General features: G+C 70.9%; 17 protein-coding genes. 5 read left to right on the forward strand and 12 right to left on the reverse strand.

What is annotated here, in order from left to right; translation table 11 throughout:
* The 3 genes from AC06E6_RS10765 to AC06E6_RS10775 form a co-directional block, all read left to right on the forward strand.
* On the forward strand, window positions 1-362 hold a 362-nt coding region (locus AC06E6_RS10765; protein WP_478061281.1), incomplete at its 5' end, for a transaldolase family protein.
* Window positions 363-369: 7 nt separating this feature from the next.
* A complete protein-coding gene (locus AC06E6_RS10770; RefSeq protein WP_240213105.1) occupies window positions 370-1206 on the forward strand; it encodes an acid phosphatase in 837 nt (278 codons plus the stop codon).
* A gap of 255 nt (window positions 1207-1461) precedes the next feature.
* Window positions 1462-4245, forward strand: coding sequence for a TonB-dependent receptor domain-containing protein (locus AC06E6_RS10775; RefSeq protein ID WP_240213104.1), 2784 nt, complete (start codon window positions 1462-1464; stop codon window positions 4243-4245).
* 520 nt (window positions 4246-4765) lie between these two features.
* Here the strand turns inward: AC06E6_RS10775 and AC06E6_RS10780 are convergent.
* From AC06E6_RS10780 to AC06E6_RS10815, 8 genes are all read right to left on the reverse strand, one after another.
* A complete protein-coding gene (locus AC06E6_RS10780) occupies window positions 4766-7099 on the reverse strand; it encodes a S9 family peptidase (protein ID WP_478061284.1) in 2334 nt (777 codons plus the stop codon).
* Between the two features lie 132 nt (window positions 7100-7231).
* The gene (locus AC06E6_RS10785; RefSeq protein ID WP_240213103.1) at window positions 7232-8437 is read right to left on the reverse strand and encodes a M24 family metallopeptidase; all 1206 of its coding nucleotides are present in this window, start codon (window positions 8435-8437) and stop codon (window positions 7232-7234) included.
* Window positions 8434-10026, reverse strand: a complete 1593-nt coding sequence (locus AC06E6_RS10790; RefSeq protein ID WP_240213102.1) for an aldehyde dehydrogenase family protein — start codon at window positions 10024-10026, stop codon at window positions 8434-8436. Before AC06E6_RS10790 ends, AC06E6_RS10785 begins: the two co-directional genes overlap by 4 nt.
* Window position 10027: 1 nt before the next feature.
* Window positions 10028-10930: a dihydrodipicolinate synthase family protein gene (locus tag AC06E6_RS10795; protein ID WP_240213101.1), complete on the reverse strand. Its 903-nt coding sequence runs from the start codon at window positions 10928-10930 to the stop codon at window positions 10028-10030.
* Window positions 10927-12231 (reverse strand): NAD(P)/FAD-dependent oxidoreductase, encoded by a 1305-nt coding sequence (locus AC06E6_RS10800; RefSeq protein ID WP_240213100.1) that lies wholly within the window; start codon window positions 12229-12231, stop codon window positions 10927-10929. The genes AC06E6_RS10795 and AC06E6_RS10800 overlap by 4 nt, the downstream gene beginning before the upstream one ends.
* Window positions 12228-12470 (reverse strand): (2Fe-2S)-binding protein, encoded by a 243-nt coding sequence (locus AC06E6_RS10805; RefSeq protein ID WP_161614526.1) that lies wholly within the window; start codon window positions 12468-12470, stop codon window positions 12228-12230. Before AC06E6_RS10805 ends, AC06E6_RS10800 begins: the two co-directional genes overlap by 4 nt.
* A complete protein-coding gene (locus AC06E6_RS10810; protein ID WP_240213111.1) occupies window positions 12467-13576 on the reverse strand; it encodes an NAD(P)/FAD-dependent oxidoreductase in 1110 nt (369 codons plus the stop codon). The genes AC06E6_RS10805 and AC06E6_RS10810 overlap by 4 nt, the downstream gene beginning before the upstream one ends.
* Before the next feature lie 5 nt (window positions 13577-13581).
* Window positions 13582-14526, reverse strand: a complete 945-nt coding sequence (locus tag AC06E6_RS10815; protein WP_104940324.1) for a proline racemase family protein — start codon at window positions 14524-14526, stop codon at window positions 13582-13584.
* Between the two features lie 162 nt (window positions 14527-14688).
* Here AC06E6_RS10815 and AC06E6_RS10820 point away from each other — a divergent pair, with 162 nt between their 5' ends.
* Window positions 14689-15444, forward strand: coding sequence for an AraC family transcriptional regulator (locus tag AC06E6_RS10820; protein ID WP_240213099.1), 756 nt, complete (start codon window positions 14689-14691; stop codon window positions 15442-15444).
* A 13-nt stretch (window positions 15445-15457) separates the two neighbouring features.
* Here AC06E6_RS10820 and bla read toward each other — a convergent pair whose 3' ends face one another.
* From bla to AC06E6_RS10840, 4 genes are all read right to left on the reverse strand, one after another.
* Window positions 15458-16498 (reverse strand): class A beta-lactamase, encoded by a 1041-nt coding sequence (bla, locus tag AC06E6_RS10825; protein ID WP_478061288.1) that lies wholly within the window; start codon window positions 16496-16498, stop codon window positions 15458-15460.
* A 139-nt stretch (window positions 16499-16637) separates the two neighbouring features.
* Window positions 16638-18359, reverse strand: a complete 1722-nt coding sequence (locus tag AC06E6_RS10830; RefSeq protein WP_313255917.1) for a cation acetate symporter — start codon at window positions 18357-18359, stop codon at window positions 16638-16640.
* Window positions 18356-18673, reverse strand: coding sequence for a DUF485 domain-containing protein (locus AC06E6_RS10835; protein WP_104939961.1), 318 nt, complete (start codon window positions 18671-18673; stop codon window positions 18356-18358). Before AC06E6_RS10835 ends, AC06E6_RS10830 begins: the two co-directional genes overlap by 4 nt.
* Before the next feature lie 143 nt (window positions 18674-18816).
* Window positions 18817-20247 carry a DcaP family trimeric outer membrane transporter gene (locus tag AC06E6_RS10840; protein WP_233996255.1) on the reverse strand — a complete coding sequence of 477 codons (1431 nt, stop codon included), beginning with the start codon at window positions 20245-20247 and terminating at the stop codon, window positions 18817-18819.
* 240 nt (window positions 20248-20487) lie between these two features.
* Between AC06E6_RS10840 and acs the strand changes: the two genes are divergently transcribed.
* A complete protein-coding gene (gene acs, locus AC06E6_RS10845) occupies window positions 20488-22431 on the forward strand; it encodes an acetate--CoA ligase (protein ID WP_104939963.1) in 1944 nt (647 codons plus the stop codon).
* Window positions 22432-22508: the final 77 nt, after the last annotated feature.

Here is a 22508-nt window from a genome sequence, read left to right on the forward strand (position 1 = left end):
AGGACCCGGGCGTGCGGTTCGTGCGCGGGGTGTACGCCGAGTTCAAGCGCCGCGGTTCGCCGACGGTGGTGATGGGCGCCTCGTTCCGCTCGACCGCGCAGATCGAGGCGCTGGCCGGCTGCGACCGCCTGACCATCTCGCCGGACCTGCTGGAAAAGCTCGACGCCGACCTGGGCGAGCTGCCGCGCAAGCTGGTGCCGGGCGCCGCCGAAGCGGTGGACGTCGCGCCGATCGACCAGGCGAAGTTCGACGCGGACATGGCCGCCGACCCGATGGCCACCGAGAAGCTGGCCACCGGCATCGACGCTTTCGCCAAGGACCTGCAGGCGCTGCGCGAGCGCATCGCCGCGCGGTTGGGCTGAGGCCGGCATGCGCACGCTGCGCAATCCGTTTCCGCTCCTGATCGCCACCGGCTTGTGCCTGCTGGCCAGCGCCTGCGCCATGCCCGCCGCGCGCCCCGCGGTGCCCGAGATCCGTCCGGGCGTCGCCCGTGGCTATCTGGAGACGGAGCAGCTGCCGGACAGCATCGCCCTGCTGCCGCCGCCGCCCGCGCCGGGCTCGGCCGCGTTCGCGCTGGACGAGCAGGTCAACCAGGCCCGTACCCTGCGCGGCACGCCGCGCTGGCAGCAGGCCATCGCCGACGCCAACCTGCAGTTCCCCGAGGCCGCGTCGATCTTCGCCTGCGCCATCGGCACCCGCATCGACGCAGCCGGCACGCCGCGCCTGTACGGCCTGCTGCGCCGCACCGGCACCGACGCGGCGGTGGTCAGCGACGCCGCCAAGCACCGCTACAACCGCACGCGGCCGTTCATGGTCAACGGCGAGCCTACCTGCACGCCGGACAAGGAGGCCGGGCTGGCGGAGAACGGCTCGTATCCGTCGGGCCACCCGTCCATCGGCTGGGCCTGGGCGCTGATCCTGGCCGAGCTGGCGCCGGACCGCAGCGACGCCATCCTCGCCCGTGGCCGCAGCTATGGCGAAAGCCGGCTGGTGTGCAACGTGCACTGGCACAGCGACGTGCTCTCCGGGCGGTTCATGGGATCGGCGGTGGTCGCACGCTTGCACGCCGACCCACAGTTCCGCCGCGACATGGACGCGGCGCGCGTGGAACTGGCCATGGCACGCCGGCGCGGCACCGCGCCAGTGGCCGGATGCGAGGCCACCGCGGCAGCTTTGGCGCAGCCGCTGCCAACCGCGGCTTACTGATCACTGCAGATTACGTTACCGGTCGCTCTCTCCCTCCCTCCGGTATCGCCACGACCGTGCCGCCATGGCACGGTCGTTTTTTTTCTCGCCCCCGCGCCGATGCCCGCGATCGTTGTGCGGAGTTCCGCATCAGGGCTCCGTGTTTCGTGCTATCGGCGGGCACGCCGCACTCAAGACCATGGCAGAGGCGCCATTGCGTCTTTTTCTGCCGTGGCATGCAACGCATGCGCGGCCGACACATTTCGGGGAGGGGATATGAGGATTTCACTGAAACGCAGCAGCATCGCCTGTGCCGTCACCGCGGCGTTGCTGCCATCGCTGGCGGTCGCGCAGGAAGCAATCGGCAGCACCACCACGTCGCTGGACAAGGTGGAAGTCACGGGTTCGCGCATCAAGCGCACCGAGATCGAGGGCATCGACCCGGTGCTGGTTGTCACCGCGCAGGATCTCGAGCACCAGGGATTCGCCAACGTCTACGACGCGCTGTCGAACCTGTCGATGAACACCGGCATCTTCGTCGGCGAGGAAAGCACCAACAATTTCAACGCCAACGCGCAGGCGCTGAACCTGCGCGGCTTCGGGCCAGGCTACACGCTGGTGCTGCTCAACGGCCGCCGCATCCCGGTGCTGCCCAAGCCGTCGGGGGGCGTGAGCGGCAACGTCACCAACCTGGCGATGATCCCGACCTCGGCGGTGGACCGTGTCGAGATCCTGACCAGCGGCGCGTCGGCCATCTACGGGTCGGACGCGGTGGCCGGCGTGGTCAACGTCATCCTCAAGGACCGGATCGAAGGCACCACCGTGTCCTGGCGGCACGGCGACACCGTGCATGGCGGTGGCCGCTCCGAGCGCGCCACGCTCACCACCGGCTTCGAGTTCGGCGACACCCGCGTCAGCGCCGGGCTGGAATGGGACAAGCGCTGGCCGATCCGCGGCAACCAGCGCAGCTGGTTCGCCTCGCCCGAGCGCTCGCCCGACCCCGCGTACCGTGAGCCGACCCAGGTGATGTCGTTCTGGGACCGCGACACCGGCTGGGACCTGCTGGACATCGGCAACCGCTGCGGCGCGCTGGGCTACGAGGCGGTGCGCCCGGGCTGGGCCGGCGACGGCAGCGAGAAGTACTGCGGCGACAACGATTTCGACAGCTACACCGTGCGCAACGGCCGCAAGCGCCTGTTCGGTTTCCTCAATCTCAGCCACCGCCTCGGCGACCACGAGCTGTATGCCACCGCGCTGTCGACCCGCTCGCGCGCCGACGCCGGTTTGTACCGCTATGGCTTCGCGGTGGACTACGAAGTGGTCGAGGACATGCAGGCGCCGGTGCCCGACGCGACGGCGTGGCGGCATGTCTACCGCACCTTCCGCAACTCCGAGTTCAGCGGCAGCAACCAGTCGTTCAAGGAAGACAACGACGTGCTGATCGCCGGCATCCGCGGCACCGTGGGTTCGCTGGACTACAGCCTCAACTACAACTATGGCCGCTACCGTTACCGCGACAGCGTGGACCGCTTCAATGACCAGGCCATGCTTTCGCTGCTGTTCGGGCAGCAGGGCCGCGACTGGTCGTTCCCCTGGGCCGGCAGCCGCTGGGTACGGGTCGGCAAGGACCGGCTCGACGGCAACCTGCTGCCCAACGGCGCGCTGGACTTCTTCGGCACGCTCACCCCGGAACAGTTCCGCGACGCGATGTACACCTCGGTCGGCGATGGCCGCTCCACCTCGCAGGCGTTCACCGCCGACCTGTCCGGCGCGCTGTTCGAACTGCCGGCCGGGCCGCTGGCGTTCGCCGCGGTGGCCGAGGCCAATCGCGACACCTACCGTTTCATCACCGACCAGCCCACCGTCGATGGCGAGATCTACGGCTGGAGCGGCATCCGCGGCCAGGGCAAGCGCAACCACTACGCATTGGGCACCGAGTTCTCGGTGCCGCTGCTGGCCGCCGGCTCCGGTTTCGGCCAGTGGGACGCCAAGCTGGCCGCGCGCTACGACTACTACGACGATGCGTCCGACGTCGGCGGTGCCTTCACCTGGCAGGCGGGCCTGAGCTGGCGGCCGTCGGACTGGCTGCTGCTGCGCGCCTCCCGCGCCACCTCGTTCCGCGCCCCGGACATGCACGTGATGTTCGCCGAGCGCAGTTCGTCCTATACCAGCGGCGTGGATTACCTCAGCTGCGTGAAGGGCGAGGGCCTGGCGCGCGGCGCGAGCTGGCAGGGCTGCGGCGAGAAGTACGGCACCGGGTCGATCCGCCAGTACTCCGAAGGCGACCCGGCACTGCGCGAGGAGAAGGGCTCCAGCGACACCATCGGGCTGGTGGCCCAGCTTGGCGCCAACCACTCCTTCAGCCTGGACTGGTACAGCGTCGAACTGAACGACCAGGTCGGGGTCATCGGTGCCGACGCCGTGCTGCGCTATGCCGCCGAATGCACGCTGGGTTACGACATCCAGGGCCGCGACGTGGACCCCGGCTCGCCCAAGTGCCAGACCATGCTGGCGCGCGTGCAGCGCGGTGGCCGCGGCGACGGCGTGCAGTCGGTCATCACCAGCCCGTTCAACACCGGCATGTACCGCCAGGACGGCGTGGACATGACCTGGAACTCGAGCCTGCCGACCGAGCGCTGGGGCCGCTTCTCGGCGCGCATCGGCTATACCCACATCCTCAAGACGCTCAGCCGCTACCTGCCCGAGGACGCAGTCGAGAACATCCGCGACCGACAGTGGAACAACGAATTCCGTACCCGCTCCAACATGACCGTGGGCTGGGACTACGGGCGCGTGTCCAGCTACGTGCACATCAACCGGCTCGGTTCCTCGCCGGTACGCTGGGCCGACGCGTATGAGCGCTTCAAGCCATGGACCACGGTGAACCTGTCGCTGGGCTACCGTGCCACCGAAGCGCTCTCCCTCAACCTGGCCGTGGTCAACGTGCTGGACAAGAAGCCCTGGCGCCATGCGTCGGAGAAATGGTGGCCGTACGCGGACATCAGCAAGTACAACCCGGCCGGCACCGAGTACTTCATGACCATCGAATACCGGCTCTGAACTTCCATCCGGGCATGCCCGGCACCACGGCCACCGTGACACGACAAGGTCACGGTGGCCGTTGCCGTTCAGGCAGGGCCACGGCGCGGCCTTCGGTGCAGATCATCGGGCTGCGCGGTGCCGGCCGGCGCCAGCGCGCGTCGCTGGTCAGATCCACGCCGGGCCGTCGTTCCCGCCGGACATCGGCATGCGTGCGCCCCGCGCGCCGCAGCGCACCTGCAGCCCGATGCTGTCGCCGCGCATCGCGTTGCGGCCCTGCTCGTGGCACAGCCGCCGCGGGAACGGCCCGCCGCCGGCGCCGCCATGTCCGCATTGCGGCTGCGCATGGCCGACAGGTGGTCCACGTCCTGCCGGCGCCACAGGGGGTTCAGCGCCACGCCGCCGCGGCTCCAGCGCGCGCCGCGCGGTCAACGCACCAATGCGCCGATGCGCCAATGCCGGCGCCCCTCCCGCGCAGGGACAGGGATTGCGGGCGCGTGCCGGTGGTGGCGACTGCCACCGCGGGAAAGCGCAATCGTATTCAGTCGCGGGCGTTCCAGTCCGGCGTCGGCCGCTTCAGCAGGTGGCGCACGAAGAAGTCGAACTTGCGGCGCTGGATGTAGTCGATGGGCTCCTGCGAGCGGCCCACGCCGTGGCCGGTGCCGGGCACGGTGAGCAGGTCGAAGTCCTTGCCGGCACGGATCAGCGCATCGGCCACCTGGTAGGTCGAGGCCGGGTCGACGTTCTCGTCCTGCTCGCCGACGATCAGCAGCAGCTGGCCGCGCAGCCGGTGCGCGTTGTCCACGCCCGAGGCGCGCGCGTAGCTGTCGTCCACCGGCCAGCCCATCCACTGCTCGTTCCAGCTGAGCTTGTCCATGCGGTTGTCATAGCAGCCGTTGTAGGCCACCGCCACGGTGTAGAAGTCCGGGTGGAATTCCAGCGCGTTGAGCGCGTTCTGGCCGCCCGCCGAGGCGCCGTAGATGCCCACGCCGCCGCTGATGTCGTAGGACGGGTCGCGCGCGGCCAGTGCCCGGTGCCAGGCGATGCGGTCGGCGAAGCCGGCATCGCCCAGGTTCTTCCAGGCCACGTCGTGGAAGGCCTTGGAGCGGTTCATCGTGCCCATGCCGTCGATCTGCACGACGATGAAGCCCAGGTCGGCCAGCGCCTGCGCGCCGATCAGGCGCTCGTTGCTGGACTGGCTGTCGAATGGCCAGAACTTCTTCTGCACGTGCGAATCGTGCGGGCCGGCGTAGATGCTCTCGATCACCGGATAGCGGCGCGACGGGTCGTAGTGCGTGGGCCGCACGACCAGTCCCCAGATCGGCGTCCGCCCGTCGCGTCCCGGCGCGCTGAAGGTTTCCGGCGGTCTGTAGCCGGCGGCGAACAGCGCGCCGGCGTCGCCGCGTTCGAGCGTGTCCAGCAGGCGCCCGTCGCGTGCATCACGCAACTCGGTGACGTTGGGCCGGTCCAGCCGCGAATACGTATCGACGTAGTGGTTCATGTCCGGCGACAGGCTCAGTTCGTGCCAGCCATCGCCCGGGGTCATGTGGCGCAGGTTGCCGCCGTCGAAGTCGACGCGGTAGAAGTGCTGCAGGTAGGGGTCGCCCGGCTCGCGGCCGTTGCCGGCGAACCAGATCTGGCCGCGCTGCTCGTCCACCTTGACGACCTGCCGCACCACCCACGGGCCGCGGGTGAGCTGGCGCAGGCGGCCGCTGCGGCCGTCCACCATGTACAGGTGGTTCCAGCCGTCGCGCTCGGACATCCACACGATGCGCTCACCGCGCCCGCCCACGTCGTGGAAGTCGGCACGGTGCCACCAGCTGTTGACGAAAGTGTCGCTGCGTTCTTCCACCACGCTGCGCGCGGCGCCGGTATGCGCGTCCACCTCGATCAGGCGCACGCGCTGGAAGCCGCGCTCGGTGTAGCGGAACGCCAGCGTGCGGCCATCGGCGCGGAACTGCGGCGCGCTGATCTCGTAGGGGTTGGGAAACAGCGTGGTCGGCACGTCGATGCGGCGGCCGCTGGCGACCTCGAAGATCACCGGGCGGTCGCTGTCCACCGCATCGCCTGGCTTGGGGTACAGCTGGGTGCGCACGCGCGGCTGCACCTGGTGGCGCGGCGCGGTTTCCACCCGCGTCACCCGGCGCGCGTCGCCGGGCCTTACCCGCAGCACCATGAAGCGGCTGGAGTCGGGCGACCAGGTGATGCTCTCCGGGTCGTAGAAATCGTTGTCGGTGCCGTCGCGCGCCAGCACCTTGCTGCTGCCATCGGTCAGCGTGCGCAGCAGCACGCTGCCGTCGCGCACGAAGGCCTCCATGCGCCCGTCGGGCGAGCGCCGCGGCGTAGCGTCGGCCGCCATCGAAAGATCGCGTACCACGCCCCAGGCGCGCGGCCGCGGCGCCGGGCCCGGTTCGCTCCAGCGCGCGCAGCGGTATTCGCCGCCCAGTTCGCAGCGCACCCAGCCGTCGTCCATCCAGGCGCGCAGCGCCTGGCCGTCCTTGTCCATCTCGTAGTCGGCGAACGGCAGGCGCCGGCCGTCCACCGCGCGGCCGAGCAGCGGCGCCAGCGCGGTGGCCAGCCGTGCCTGATCGAACGCGGCCTGTGCCTGCGCCTGCCCCAGCCGGCGCACCACGAATTCAAAACCGCCCGGCGTGGTGCGCCGGTAGCGGTAGCGCTCGCCGTCGATCCAGGTGGCCGGGCCGGCCAGGCCGGTGGTCAGGTACATCCACTGCTCGCGCAGCTGCAGCGAACGCCGGTAGGCGGCCTCATCCGGCGCGTCGGGCGCAGAGGCCTGCGCCGAGGGCGGCATGGCGGCGCAGGACAGTGCCAGCAGGCAGGCGAAGGCGTGGCGGCGAAGATCTGCGAAATGAAGCATGCGTCGTTTCCCTTGGTGTGCTGCGCTGTCCTTGTCGGGGGAAGGCGCCCTACCCCGCTACGCGCCCCGGTCCGCGCCCGCGGCGCGCACCCCCCGCGGTTCGCGTTGGGGAAGCGGCGCTCCCACCTGGCGTCAATCGGCGAACGGCTGGTCGATGGCCACCGACGGCGGCGTGAACCACTGCGCGCCGTCGGCGGTGACATGGAAGTGGTCTTCCAGGCGCACGCCGAACCGGCCCGGCACCACGATCATCGGTTCGTTGCTGCAGCACATGCCCGGTGCCAGCGGCAGGCGATTGCCGCGCACCAGGTACGGCGCCTCGTGGATCGCCAGCCCGCAGCCGTGGCCGGTGCGGTGCGGCAGGCCGGGCAGGCGGTAGTCCGGCCCGAGCCCGGCCGCTTCCAGCACGTCGCGCGCGGCCTGGTCCACCGCCTCGCAGGTCACGCCGGGACGCACCGCGTCGAACGCGGCCTGCTGCGCGGCGCGCTCCAGGTCCCAGATGCGCCGTTGCTCGGCATCGGCCTGGCCGAAGATCCAGGTGCGGGTGACGTCGGAGTTGTAGCCCTGCACGCTGCAGCCGGTGTCGATCAGCACTAGCTCGCCGCGGCGCAGGTGCTGCACGCCGGGAATGCCGTGCGGGAAGGCGGTGGCATGGCCGAACTGCACGATGCAGAAGGTCGAGCCGCCATCGGCGCCGAGCGCGCGATGGGCCTCGTCGATGAAGCGCACCAGTTCGTCGGTGCCGATGCCCTCGCGGGCGATGCCGGCGGCCAGCCGCTGCACCTGCAGGGTCATGTCGCAGGCCTGCTGCATCAGCGCCAGTTCGGCCGGGGACTTGCACATGCGGCAGCCGTCGATGATCGCCGCGGCCGAGGTGATGGCAGCCGCGCCGAGATGCGCGGCCAGGCCCACCTGCACGCGGTACGGCGCTTCCGGGTCCAGCGCCAGCGTGCGCGCGCCGCGCTCGGCCATGGCCTGGGCCACCCATGCATGCGGGTCCTCGTGTTCTTCCCACAGGCGCTTGCCGGCGGGGATGCGCAGCACCGCGTCCAGCGAGCCTTCCTCGAACACCGGGCAGACCATCAATGGCTCGCCTTGCAGGGTAAGCAGCATCGCCACCAGCCGCTCGCTGGCGCCCCACGGCACGCCGGCGAACCAGCGCAGCGAGGTGCCGGCGGTGACCAGCAGCGCGTCCACGCCCTGCGAGCGCATCAGCCCGCGCGCGCGTTCCAGCCGCTGCGCGTGCTCGGCGTCGCTGATGGGCGCGGCGCGGTGCGGCCACGGCGCCAGCTGCGCGCGCGCCTGTTCCAAGGTGAGGTGTCCGATCTGCGTGCTCATGGCGTGGCTCCGATATCCGTGGTGGTGCAGTGCTGGTCGATCCAGCGCGGCAGGCCACCCGGGTTGCGGTCGCGCAGTTCGGGCGGCAGCAGCGCATCGGGCACATTGTCGTATGCCTGCAGCGCGGTGAAACGCAGGATCGCCGCCGGCAGGCCGACCGCGGTGAAGCCGGGCTGGGTCGAAGCCGGGAACGGACCGCCGTGCTGCTGCGCCGGGCTGACCCGCACGCCGGTTGGCATGCGGTCGGCGATCAGCCGGCCCACGCGCGGCCGCAGCGTGGCGGCGAGCGGCTGCCACGCGGCATCGTCGCGGCCATCGGTGGCGCGGTACAGCGTGGCGGTGAGCTGGCCCTCCAGGGTCGCGGCGATGGCCTGCATCTGCGCGGCACCGGCCACGCGCACCAGCAGGCTGCACGGCCCGAAGGCCTCGGACTGGAAACGCCGTGGATCGGCGAGGAACTGCTCGGCGCGTACCGTCAACAGCGTGGGTGCATGGCGGAATCCGGCATCGCCCGCCTCGCCACCGCACAGCAGCCGCGCGCCCGCGTCGCGCAGCACGGCGATCGCCTGCCGCAGCGAGGCCAGCACGCCGTGCGACAGCAGCAGCAGCGGTGCGGTAGCGGCGAAGCGCGCCTGCACGTCGGCGACGAAGGCATCGCCGGCCGCGCCTTCCGGCACGATCACCAGCCCCGGGTTGGTACAGAACTGGCCGCTGCCAAGCAGGCACGAGCTACTGAACTCCTCGGCCAGTGCCGGCCCGCGCTCGGCCAGCGCACCGGGCAGCAGGAACACCGGATTGAGGCTGGACAACTCGCCGAAGAAAGGAATGCCAGCGGCGTCGGCGGCCTGCTTCAGGGCCAGGCCCGCCGTGCGGCTGCCGGTGAAGGCGACCGCGCCCAGCCGCGCGTCGCCGGCCAGCGCCAGGCCCAGCGCCGGCTCGACGTCGTACAGCAACTGCACCGTGGCCGGCGGCAGGCCGGCGGCCTCGGCGGCGCGCTGCGCGTGGCCGGCCAGGCACTGACTGGTGGCCGGATGCGCGGGATGCGCCTTGGCGATCACCGGATTGCGCGCGGCGATGGCCGCGGCGAAGTCGCCGCCGGACACGGCATTGAAGGCGAACGGAAAGTTGTTCGGCCCGAACACCAGCACCGGCTTGCCCAGTGGCGCGTGGTGCGCGCGCAGGCCGGCGGCGGTGTCGATCACCGGCTGCGTCCAGCTGCGGCCGCGGGCGGCGGCGGCGGCCTGGCGCAGCTGGTTGCAGGTGCGCGGCAGTTCGTTGCCGCGCAGCCGCGGCACGGCCGGCAGCCCGGTTTCCGCCTGCGCCAGCTGCACCAGCCTGTCGGCGTCGGCCTCCAGCGCAGCGGCGTAGGCGTCGAGAAAGGCGGCGATGCGTTCCGGGTCGGTGGCGGCCAGCACCGGCGCGGCGGCGCTGGCCGCGGCCAGCGCCTGTTCCACGTCGGCCGCGCCGCTGCGCGGGAATGCCGGCCCGATGGCCTGTCCGCTGGCCGGATCGAACGCGTGGAAGCTGCCGGTGCAGTCCCCCGCGCTCCGCCAGCGGCCGCCGATGAACACGGGCGCGAGCGTCTCCACTTCAGCGCTTCCGGGTGGCGATGGCGTGGTCGATCAGCGCCAGCGCCTGTTCGCGCTCCACGCCCTCCACCACCCGCCGCGGTCCGCGCACGCGCTCGCTGCCCAGGCCGACGCGGGCCTGCATCAGCTTGATCAACTGCACGAACTTGGGAACCGTATCCATGCGCAGCAGCGGCAGCGACCATTCGTACAGCTCGCGTGCGGCCGCGTAGCCGCCGCTGCGTGCCTGCTCGAACAGCCGCACCGCTTCTTCCGGGAAGGCGTTGACGGTGCCGGCGATCCAGCCTTCGGCGCCCATCGCGATACCCTCCACGATCAGATCGTCGACGCCGACCAGCAGCACCAGGCGGTCGCCGATCAGCTCGCGGATCGCGGCCAGGCGGCGCACGTCGCCGGAGGATTCCTTGACCGCCTGCACGTGCGGGAACTCGGCGGCGAACTGCGCGATCTGCGCCGGGCTGAAGTCGGTGCGGTAGGCGATGGGGTTGTTGTACAACAGCACCGGCAGGTCGGTGGCGGCGAGGATGGTGCGGATGTAGGTACCCATCTCGTGCGCGTCGCTGGAGTACACGTAGGGCGGCAGCACCATCACGCCGCCGGCGCCCGCGGCCTTGACCGCCTGCACCAGCGCCACGCCCTCGTCGGTGGACAGCGCGGCGATGCCGGCCACCACCGGCACGCGCCCTTCCACGGCCGCGACCAGGGTGCGCACGATGGCGATCTTCTCCTCGAAGCTGAGCGTGGCGCTCTCGCCCAGCGAGCCCAGCGGCACGATGCCGCTGCAGCCGGCGGCGAGCATGCGTTTGGCGTGCTCGGCCAGGAAGGCGTGGTCGACCGCGCCGCTGGCGGTGAAGGGCGTGGTGATGGCCGGCAGCACGCCGCGCCAGAAACCTGCATTGCTCATCTTTCTTTACCTTGTTCGGGTTCGTCGGAAGGAACATCGGCCAGTGCGGCCAGCGCGACCGGAGTCAGCGGCGGCCGCACGGCAGTGGGGGAGAACGAGGGCGAGGCCAGCCGCAGTTCGCGCAGCGCGGCACCGCAGACGCGGCCCTGGCAGGCGCCCATGCCGCAACGCGTGACCAGCCGCAGCTGGCGCGGATCGGCATGCGCGGCCACCGCGGACATCGATACGTCCTCGCAGCGGCAGGCCAGCGTGTCCGGCGTCGCCAGCGCGCGGGCGCGCGCATCGGGCGCGAAATGTTCGTGCAGCAATGCCGCATAAGCGCGCTCGCGGTCGCGGCGCGCGCGCAGCGCTTCGCCGCCGGATTCGTCGCCGAGCGCGAAGCAGGCCGCCATCGCGCCCTCGACGCGCGCGCAGGCGCGCCCGCCGACGCCCAGGGCCTCGCCGGCGGCGTGGATGTCGGCCTGGCTGCTGCGCAGGCGCGCATCGGCACGCACGGCCGGATGCACGGCCGCGCTGTCCAGCTCGCAGCCCAGCAGCCGTGCCAGTTCGACGTTCGGCACCAGCCCCCAGCCGACCGCCAACTGTTCGCATTCGATCCATTCGCGGCCGTGGCCGCGGTCCACCTCGACCGCACGCAGCCGGTCATCGCCCTGCGCGGCCAGCACCGTGCTGCCGGCGTGCCACGGCACGCCGGCCAGGCGCGCGCGCAGCTCCACCGCCTGCGCCAGCCGCGCCGGCCAGCGCCACAGCCGCCGCGCGAACGCATACAGCATGCTCCTGCGCGCCTGTTCGTGAATGCCGAGCACGCGCGCGCCATGGCGGCGCAGCGTCACTGCGGCCGCCAGCAGCAGCGGGCCGGTACCGGCCACCACAACGCGCTTGCCGGCCAGCGGCCAGCCCTGCTTGGCCAGCGCCTGCAGGCCGCCGGCACCGGTCACGCCGGGCAGCGTCCAGCCGGGGAACGGCAACATCAGTTCGCGCGCGCCGGTGGCGATCACCAGCTTGCGCCAGTGCAGCGCCACCGCACCGTCGGCATGGTCGGCGACCACGGCATGGTCGTCGGCCAGGACCACTTCATGCCCGGGCAGCCATTCGATGCCGGCAGCGCCGAGACGCTCGATCTGCGCGCGCGCCACCGCCGGCGCGCCGAAGCGCAGGTCGTGCCGCCAGACCTGGCCGCCGGCGCGCGGCTGCGCGTCCACCAGCCCGACCTTCGCCCCGCGCCGGGCGGCGGCATGCGCGGCGGCCAGGCCGGCCGGCCCCGCGCCCACCACCAGCAGATCGAAACGCCGCTGCTTCATGGCTGCGTCTCCACGCGCATGCCCGCGCGCGCCAGCACCATGCAGGCGCGCAGCTGGGCCATGCCGTCGATGCGGACCCGGCATTCGAAACACACGCCCATGCCGCACAGCGGCGCGCGCGGCTGGCCACTGGGCGAACGGCGGAAGATCGGCCCGCGATGCGCGACCGCGGCGGCCACGCTGGCGCCATCGGGCACTTCCACCGGCACGCCATCGACGCTCAGGATGATGCTGTTCATGTGTTGCCCCGCAGCGCGCGTTCCGGCAGGTACGGCGCCAGCGCCAGGGCCGGCGCGCGCCCGAGCAGGGCGTCGACCACCAGCCGCGCGCTGCCCGGCGCCGCGGTGATGCCCAGGCCCTCATGGCCCGCGGCCACCCACACGTCGCGGCGGCCCGGCACCGGGCCAAGATACGGCAGGCCATCAGCGGTGGCCGGGCGGAAGCCGCACCAGCTGCGCAGCGCGCGCACCTCGCGCAGCGCAGGCACGAAGCCGATGGCCCGCTGCAGCATGCGCCGCAGCAGCGGCAGCGAGATCTCCGTGCCGGTGGCGTCGTACTCGCGCGAGGAACCGATCAGCAGCTGGCCGTTGGGCCGCGGCTGCACGTTGAACGACACGCTGGCCGCGTCCGCAGCATGCGCGGCGGCGGCGTAGCCCATTTCGATCAGCTGGTGGCGCAGCAGCGGCCGATGGCGCTCGGTGATCACCAGCTGGCCCTTGCGCGGGCGCATCGGCAGTTCCGGCAGCAGTTCCGGCACGGCCACGCCGGTGGCCACCAGCACCGGCCCCCGCAACTCGCGGCCGTCGGCCAGGCGCACGCCGCCGTCGACCAGGCGTTCGGCGCGCGCGCCGATGAACAGCTGCGCGCCGGCGCCGCGAGCCTCCTCGATCAGGCGCCAGGCTACGCGCGGCGGGTACACCACCGCGTCGTCGGCCACGCGCATGCCGCCTTTCATGCCGGCGGCGAGCGCCGGTTCCAACGCCTGCACGCCGCGCGCGTCGAGTGCCTCCGCGCGTACCCCCGCAGCCGCCAACGCTTCCACGCGCGCGGCGACGCCTTCCAATTCCGCTTCCTCGCGCGCCACCCACAGCGTGCCGCAGCGCTGGTGTTCGCTCTCGGGCCACGATGCCCAGCGCTGCCACAGCCCCAGCGAGTACACGCACAGCGCCAGTTCGTGCGGGTCGCCATCCATCGCCACCAGGTGGCCCATCGCCGCGGCACTGGCGCCGCCGCCGATGGCGCCGCTTTCGACCACCGCCACGCGCAGCCCCGCGGCGACCGCGGCTTCGGCGCAGGCGGCACCGACGATGCCGGCGCCGATGACGATCAGATCGTGGCGGCTGATTCCGCTCACGGCGCCTGGCTGCCGATGCCCCAGGCGAACGGATCGGCATCATCGATCAGCAGGGTCGCGCGCGCGGTGATCCAGGCCTGGCCGATGATCCGCGGCAGGATGCCGCGCGCGCCCCGCCGGTACGACGCCTCGAACGCGCTGCCGAGGATGCCCTGCTGCACCCAGCTCGCGCCTTCGGCCAGCTTTCCGTCGGCGGCCAGGCAGGCCAGCTTGGCGCTGGTGCCGGTGCCGCAGGGCGAACGGTCGTAGGCCAGGCCCGGGCACAGCACGAAGTTGCGCGCGGCGCCGCTGCCGTCGGGCGCGGCCGCGTTGACCTCGACATGGTCGATGGCGCCATCGGCGCCGGTGATGCCGTCGCGCTCCAGCGCCAGGCGGATCGCTTCGGTATAGGCGGACAGCTCGCGCTGGTTGGCCAGGGTCAGCGCGCACGGCGCCTGCGTGGTGATGAAGAACCAGTTGCCGCCCCAGGCCACGTCGCCGCGCACCACGCCGTGGCCGGGCACGTCCACCGCCACATCGTGCAGGTGGCGCCAGCTCTCCACGTTGTCCACCGCCACGCGGCCATCGTCGAACAGTTCCACGCCGACCATGCCCACCGGTGTCTCGATGCGGTGCCGTCCGGGCTGGATACGGCCCAGCTCGGCCAGGGTGCGCACCACGCCGATGGTGCCGTGGCCGCACATGCCCAGGCAGCCGACGTTGTTGAAGAAGATCACCCCGGTGCACGCCGACGGATCTTCCGGTGGCAGCAGCAGCGCGCCCACCATGGTGTCCGAGCCGCGCGGCTCGCAGGCCAGCGCCGCGCGCCAATGGTCGAATTCCCTGGCCAGGCGCTCGCGGCGCTGGCGCAGGCTGCCGCCGCCGAGGTCGGGAAAGCCACCGAGCACGACCCGGGTGGGCTCGCCGGCGGTATGGGAATCGATGATGTCTATCCGGTGCATGCGGACATGCTCCCACCGCGGCCGCAGGGCCGAATAGCAGTGCATTCGGCGCCCTCATGCGGAATTCGGCACAACCCCATGAACGCCGCGCCACGGCGTGGAAGCATGCGCTAGCATCGGCCGCACGCCACGCCGACGACCGCCAACGCGAAGACGACGCCCATGGACGCCCAGCATTCCTCAAGCGAAGTACAGCACCTGTTCGATGCGCTGCCGGATACCGTGTTCTTCGTGAAGGACCGCGAGGGGCGCTACACGCACTGCAACCTCACCTTGGTGCAGCGGCTGGGCCGCAGGAAGCGCGGCGAGGTCATCGGCCGCTCGCCGCTGGAAGTGTTCCCAGCGCCGCTGGGCAACCGCTACCTGCTGCAGGACCGGCAGGTGCTGGCCGGCGATCCCATCGCCGACCGCCTGGAAGTGCACCTGTATCCGAACCGTCGCCCCGGCTGGTGCCTGACCGTCAAGCGGCCGCTGTTCCGCGATGGCGTGATCTGCGGGCTGATGGGCGTTTCCCGCGATCTCGGCCGGCCCAACAGCCGCCACTCGGCCTTCGCCCAGCTCGACCGGGTGGTGGCGCACATGCAGGAACATTTCGAATCCAATCTGCGCGCGCCGCAGCTGGCGGAGCTGGCCGGCATGTCGCTGGCACAGCTGGAACGGCATTTCCGCCACGTGTTCCAGCTCACCCCGCAGCAGTACCTGATCAAGCTGCGCATCGAGATGGCCATGCGCCTGCTGCGCGAGCCCGGCAGCATCGCCGGCATCGGCCAGCGCTGCGGCTTCAGCGACCAGAGCGCGTTCGCGCGCCAGTTCAAGGCCACCGTCGGCATGACGCCCAGCGAGTACCGCAACCTGGAGGACGTGTTCGACGGCGGCGAGGCGGCTGACGCGGTCGAGCCGCTGCGCGGGCGCGGCTAGCGCGGACCGCCGCTCAGGGCACGAACAGGAAGTAGTCGTGCGCGGCGCGCGCCAGCTGCGCGATGGCGGCGTCGCGGGCTTCGGTGGAGGCGCGCGAACGGATGAACACCGCGGCCACCACCTGGCCGCGGCCGTTCGGCAGCTCGATCACGCCGACGTCGTTGATCACATCGCCGACGGTGCCGGTCTTGTGCGCCACCGGCGTGCCGCTGGGCAGCATGCCGCGCAGGCGCGCGCTGCCGGTGCGGGTGTCGAGCATGATCTGCTGCAGCACCCGGGTCGATTGCGGCGACAGGACCTCGCCCTTCCAGGTGCGCTGCAGCAGCTGCGCCATGGCGCGGGCACTGCTGGTGTCGCGCGGGTCGGCGTTCCAGGCGTCCATGTTGGTTCGCCGCTGCGCCTCGCTGCGTTCGCTGCGCGACAGCTCGCCATAGGCGGCCGGGCCCAGCGGCTGCGCGTGCGAGGCGGCGTCGCCGTAGTAGTTGGCCAGCAGTTCCCAGATGTAGCGGTCCACGCGCAGGCCCTCGACGCCCAGCGCGCGCATGCGCTGCTGCACTGCCTCGGGGCCGCCGCCGGTGCGGACCAGGATGTCGGTGGCGTTGTTGTCGCTGACCGTGATCATCATGTGCAGCAGGTCGCGGATGGTGAGGGCCGAACCGGCGCTGAGATGGGTGTCCATCGGCCCGCCCATGTCGGGGTAGATGTCGTCAGGGCCCAGCAGTACCTGCTGCTGCAGGCCCAGCTTGCCCTCGTCGACCAGCTTGAGGATGTGCACGGCCACCGGCACCTTCATGGTGCTGGCCATCGGCAGCGGCTGGTCGGCGTTGAGATAGACCGCGCGACCACTTTGCAGATGCACCAGCGCCACGCCGACGTCGCCCGGCAGCTGCGCCGCCAGGCGCTCGGCCTCGGCCTGCAGCGCGAGCGGCTGCGGCGGCGCCTGCCGTGCCATGGCTACCGTCGGCAGGGCGCACAGGCTGCCCAGCAGCAGGGCAGAGGCCAGCAGGGACGCCTGCAGGCGCGGGGGCGGGGAACGACGGACGCGGACGGTCATGGAAGATCCTCTGGCATGGAACGGATGCGGGAGTGCGACCAGCATGGTAACGGCACGGCCGATCCGGGTGGCACCCCCGCAAACGGCGAAGGCCGCCCGTCGCCGGGCGGCCTTCGTCAGGGTTGCTGCCAGGCCGCGATCAGTGATCGGCGGCCCGGCTGGCGCCCACACCGGTCTCGGCACGCACCTGCTGCGCCGGGTATGCGGCGCGTTCGGCCTTGGCCCGCGCACTGTTGTCCAGCACCGAGAACAGCCAGATGCCGACGAAGGCGATGGTCATCGAGAACAGCGCCGGGCTGGTGTACGGGAACGGCGCGCTGCCGGCCGGGTTGCCGAGCGTGTCGACCCACACCGACGGCGACAGCAGGGTCAGCAGCAGCGACGAGGCCAGACCGAGGAAGCCACCGATCACCGCACCGCGGGTGGTGCAGTCCTTCCACAGCAGCGACAGGATCAGCACCGGGAAGTTGGCCGAGGCGGCGATGGCGAACGCCAGCGACACCATGAAGGCCACGTTCTGCTTCTCGAAGGCGATGCCCAGCAGTACCGCGACCACGCCCAGCACCAGGGTGGTGGCGCGCGACACGCGCAGTTCGGTGCCGGCCGGCGGCCTGCCCTTCATGATCACCGTGGCGTACAGGTCGTGCGACACCGCCGAGGCACCGGACAGCGTCAACCCGGCCACCACCGCCAGGATGGTGGCGAACGCGACCGCCGAGATGAAGCCCATGAACAGGTTGCCGCCCACCGCCTTGCCGACCAGCACCGCGGCCATGTTCGGCCCGCCCTGGATGGTGCCGGTGACCGGGTCGGCGTAGGCCGGGTTGGTCAGCACCAGGGCGATGGCGCCGAAGCCGATGATGAAGATCAGGATGTAGAAGTAGCCGATCCAGGTGGTGGCCCAGAACACCGACTTGCGCGCCTGCTTCGCATCGGGAACGGTGAAGAAGCGCATCAGGATGTGCGGCAGGCCGGCGGTGCCGAACATCAGCGCCATGCCGAAGGAAATGGCCGAGATCGGATCCTTGACGAACCCGCCCGGGCCCATGATCGACAGGCCGGCCGCGGCGGCCTCTTCCGCGCTCTTGCCGCCATTGGCCGCGATCTGGGTCTTGACCTGCACCGCGGTGGCGAACAGCTTCTCGAAGCTGAAGCCGAACTGCCACATCACCATCAGCGCCATGAAGGTCACCCCGGACAGCAGCAGGCAGGCCTTGATGATCTGCACCCAGGTGGTGGCGGTCATGCCGCCGAACAGCACGTAGACCATCATCAGCACGCCCACCAGCACCACCGCGATCCAGTAGTCCAGGCCGAACAGCAGCTTGATCAGCGCGCCGGCGCCGACCATCTGCGCGATCAGGTAGAACAGCACCACCACCAGCGTGCCGGAGGCGGCGAACAGCCGGATCGGCTTCTGCGCGAAGCGGTAGCCGGCGACGTCGGCGAAGGTGAAGCGGCCGAGGTTGCGCAGCCGTTCGGCCATCAGGAAGGTCAGGATCGGCCAGCCGACCAGGAAGCCGATGGCGTAGATCAGGCCGTCGTAGCCGTTGGCCATCACCGCCGCGGTGATGCCCAGGAACGAGGCCGCCGACATGTAGTCGCCGGCGATCGCCAGGCCGTTCTGGAAGCCGGTGATGCCGCCGCCGGCGGTGTAGAAATCGGACGCCGAGCGGGTGCGCGCGGCGGCCCACTTGGTGATGCCCAGGGTCGCCAGCACGAACGCGGCGAACATCACGATCGCCGTCCAGTTGGTGGGCTGGCGCACGGTCTGGCCGATGTCGCCACCGGCCGCCAGGGCCGCGCCACTGGCGGCCAGCAGGGCGATGAGCGCGGCCGGGCGCAGGAACGGACGGGTCATTGCGCGTCCTCCACGATCTGCTGGGTCAACTGGTCGAACTCCTTGTTGGCGCGGCGTACGTAGAAGCCGGTGATGAGGATGGTGAACACCATCAGCCCCAACGCGATCGGGATGCCGATGGTGGTGATGCGGCCCGCACCCAGCGGGGTGGCGAGGAACGCCTTGTCGAAGGCGATCAGGCCGATGTAGCCGTAGTAGGCCAGCAGCATCAGCACGGTGAGGATCCAGCCCAGGCGATTGCGCGACTGTCGCAGCCGCCGGTAGGCCGGGTGGGAGGCGATCCGCTCAACACGGGGATCGACGGAAGCATTCATCGGGATTCTCCAGATTTCGGGAATACGGGCCCCGGCGTGCGCTGCGCGCCGGTGCGGGCATGAGTGCTCCCCGTGGGGGTAGGGAGAAGGGGACTGCGTTTACCGCGGTGGCAGCGGCGCCGTGGCGACGCCGCTGCCGGGACTCAGAAGCTGTACTTGGTGGTGAACTGCACGCGGCTGATGTCGCCCTTGCGGCCGTTCTCGATCTCGCGCACGCCGTACATCAGCTCGGCGCCGATATCGACCTTGGGCATGGGCGTGTAGAACACGTTGCCGCGGATCGACTGCACGCTCTTGGTCACCAGCGCGCCGGTGATCGAGGCATCGTTGTCGTAGTCGCTGCGCGCGTAGATCAGGTTGGTGCGCAGCTTCGGGGTGAAGGCGTGGCGCCAGCCGACGTAGCCGGCGATCACCCCGGTCGGGTCGAGTTCGTCGCGCACCGCGTCCCAGGCGCTGTCGCCGGTGATGCCCAGGCCGATGTAGCGGGCGATGCCCTGGCCGCCGGTGAGCTGGTAGTGCAGCGAATCGCTGCCGCCCATCACCCATTTGCCGCCCACGGTCAGGCCGCCGCCGGTGGCGGTGGCGTGGGCGCCGGTGGCCTGGTTGTCCACCTTCAGCTGGCGCAGCAGGCCGGCCACGCCGAAGGTGCCCCAGTCGCCCTTCCAGCCGTAGCGCACGGTCAGGTCGGGCAGCGAGCCGCGGTCGGAGCTGGTGGCGCCGACCAGCGTGGTTTCCGGGTTCTCCAGCGCGGCGCTGAAGCCGCCCCGGGTGTAGCGCACCTGTGCCTGGCGCACGAAGATCACGCCGTCGGTCGGGCCGACGAAGTCCACCGCCTCGGGAATGGAGGCCGCGTCCATGAAGTTGGACCAGGTCTGGCCGGCCAGCCAGTTGTTCCAGTACATGTAGGCATGGCGCAGGGTGACGCCGTAGGTGTTGGTCGCGGTCTGGTTGCCCAGCGCGTTGCCGAAGAAGTCCATCTCCACCAGCGCGCCGGCCTTGTCGCCGTTCTCGGCGACGTGGTCCACGCCCAGGTTGAAGCGCGAGAACTTGGCGTGGGCGTTGTAGTCCACGCCCGAGGCCTTGCCCGAACCGCCGGCGCCATGCACCGGGGTCTGCCCCGGCAGGTACAGCGAACGGCCGGTGGCGTCGTCGGCAAGCTGGCCGTCGCCGGTGCGGGTGGCCAGGAAGTCGGCCTTGATGAAGCCGCCGAACTTGAAGGTGGTGCCCGGCGTGGCGCCCGGGGTGATGCTGGTCACCTGGATCGGCTGCTTGCCGGCCGGCACCGCGGGCCTGGCCGGCGCGGCGGCGGCCGCCGCCTGTTCGGCGCGCACCTGCTGCACATCGCCCTGGGCCTGGGCGATCGCGCCCTGCTGTTGCTGCTGGGTGGAGAGCAGCAGCTGCACCTGGCGCTCGAGTTCGGCGACGCGCGCTTCCAGCGCCTTCTCCTTCGCCGTGCCGGCCAGGGCCATGCCCGGCGCCAGCAGCGCCACGAACAACGCGGCGGCAAGTGGCCGGCGCACCATCGTCGTGGCGGGGAACGCGCGGTCCGCGCGTTTCAACACGTGTCTGTTCATCAGGTCTGCCTCTCTCCGGCTGGCGTTGACGGCCGCGTCGGTCGCACGGTCCACGGCAGGGTGCGCGGCGTTCACCGCGGGCGGCTATTCGCCATTAGTCGAAAGCGCGCGGGTATTCGACCATCGTCTAAGCCGGGGGGCAGCGCGCGACTGGGGTGATGCGGCACACTTGGGAGGTCGCGGCCGCGTCGCAGATGCGGCTCCCCCATTGGTTACAAGTGCAAAGGTGAGGGTATTGCCATGGCTGATCTCTATCCCGTCGATCCCGCGTTCGCCGCCCGGGCGCGGATCGACAAGACCACGTACCAGCAGCAGTACCGCGAATCGGTGGAAAACCCCGATGCGTTCTGGGCCAGGGCCGCCGAGCGCCTGGACTGGTTCACCAAGCCCACCCGGATCAAGAACGTCAGCTACCAGCTGGATGATTTCCGCATCAAGTGGTTCGAGGACGGCGAGCTCAACGTCAGCGTGAACTGCCTGGACCGCCAGCTGGCCACCCGCGGCGACAAGACCGCGCTTCTGTTCGAGCCGGACAGCCCGGACATGCCGGCGCAGAAGGTCACCTACCGCGAGCTGCACGAACGCGTGTGCAGGCTCGGCAACGCGCTGCGCAACCTCGGCGTCGGCAAGGGCGACCGCGTCACCATCTACCTGCCGATGATCGTCGACGCCGCGGTGGCGATGCTGGCCTGCGCGCGCATCGGCGCGATCCACTCGGTGGTGTTCGGCGGCTTCGCCGCCAATTCCATCGCCGACCGCGTCGGCGACTGCGGCAGCAAGCTGATCATCACCGCCGACGAAGGCCTGCGCGGCGGCCGCAAGGTGCCGCTGAAGGCCAACGTCGACGCGGCGCTGAAGCTGCCCGGCACCCACACCGTGGAAACCGTGCTGGTGGTGCGCCATACCGGTGCGGCGGTGGACATGCAGGCGCCGCGCGACCGCTGGTTCCATGACGTGGTGGACACCCAACCGGCGCAGTGCGAGCCGGAACGCATGAACGCCGAGGACCCGCTGTTCATCCTCTACACCTCCGGTTCCACCGGCAAGCCGAAGGGCGTGCTGCATACCAGCGGCGGTTACCTGCTGTTCGCCGCCTACACCCACGAGGCGGTGTTCGACCTGCGCGAGGACGACGTCTACTGGTGCACCGCCGACGTCGGCTGGGTCACCGGCCACAGCTACATCGTCTACGGCCCGCTGGCCAACGGCGCCACCTCGGTGATGTTCGAGGGCGTGCCGAACTACCCCGACACCTCGCGCTTCTGGCAGGTGATCGACAAGCACCAGGTCACGATCTTCTACACCGCGCCCACCGCGATCCGCGCGCTGATGCGCGACGGCGAGGCGCCGGTCAAGCGCACCTCGCGCAAGAGCCTGCGCCTGCTCGGCAGCGTCGGCGAGCCGATCAACCCCGAAGCCTGGCGCTGGTACCACGACGTGGTGGGCGACGCGCGCTGCCCGATCGTGGACACCTGGTGGCAGACCGAGACCGGCGGCATCCTGATTGCGCCGCTGCCCGGCGCGGTGGACCTCAAGCCCGGCTCGGCGACCCTGCCGTTCTTCGGCGTGCAGCCGGCGCTGGTCAACGCCGACGGCGAGATCCAGGAAGGCGCCACCGAAGGCAACCTGATCATCCGCGACTCGTGGCCGGGGCAGATGCGCACCGTCTACGGCGACCACCAGCGCTTCATCGACACCTATTTCCGCACCTACCCGGGCAGCTACTTCACCGGCGATGGCTGCCGCCGCGACGAGGACGGCTATTACTGGATCACCGGCCGCGTCGACGACGTGATCAACGTCTCCGGCCACCGCATCGGCACCGCCGAAGTGGAAAGCGCGCTGGTCAGCCACCCGAAGGTGGCCGAGGCCGCGGTGGTCGGCTTCCCGCACGACATCAAGGGCCAGGGCATCTACGCCTACGTCACCCTGGTGGCCGGCGAGGCGCAGACCGACGAGCTGCTCAAGGAACTGGTGGCGTGGGTGCGCAAGGAGATCGGCCCGATCGCCGCACCGGACCACCTGCAGTGGGCGCCGGGGCTGCCCAAGACCCGCTCGGGCAAGATCATGCGCCGCATCCTGCGCAAGATCGCCGAAAATGCACCGGACCAGCTCGGCGACACCTCGACCCTGGCCGACCCCTCGGTGGTGGCGTCGCTGGTGGAAGAGCGCAAGGTTCGGTGAAGCCAGGAGATGAGTGAAGAGGAGTGAGGAGTGAGAGAAAGCAACAGTGGTTTGATTGCCCGCTTCTCACTCCGCCC

Source organism: Stenotrophomonas sp. Steno-Z10-HUANG, from assembly GCF_056393075.1.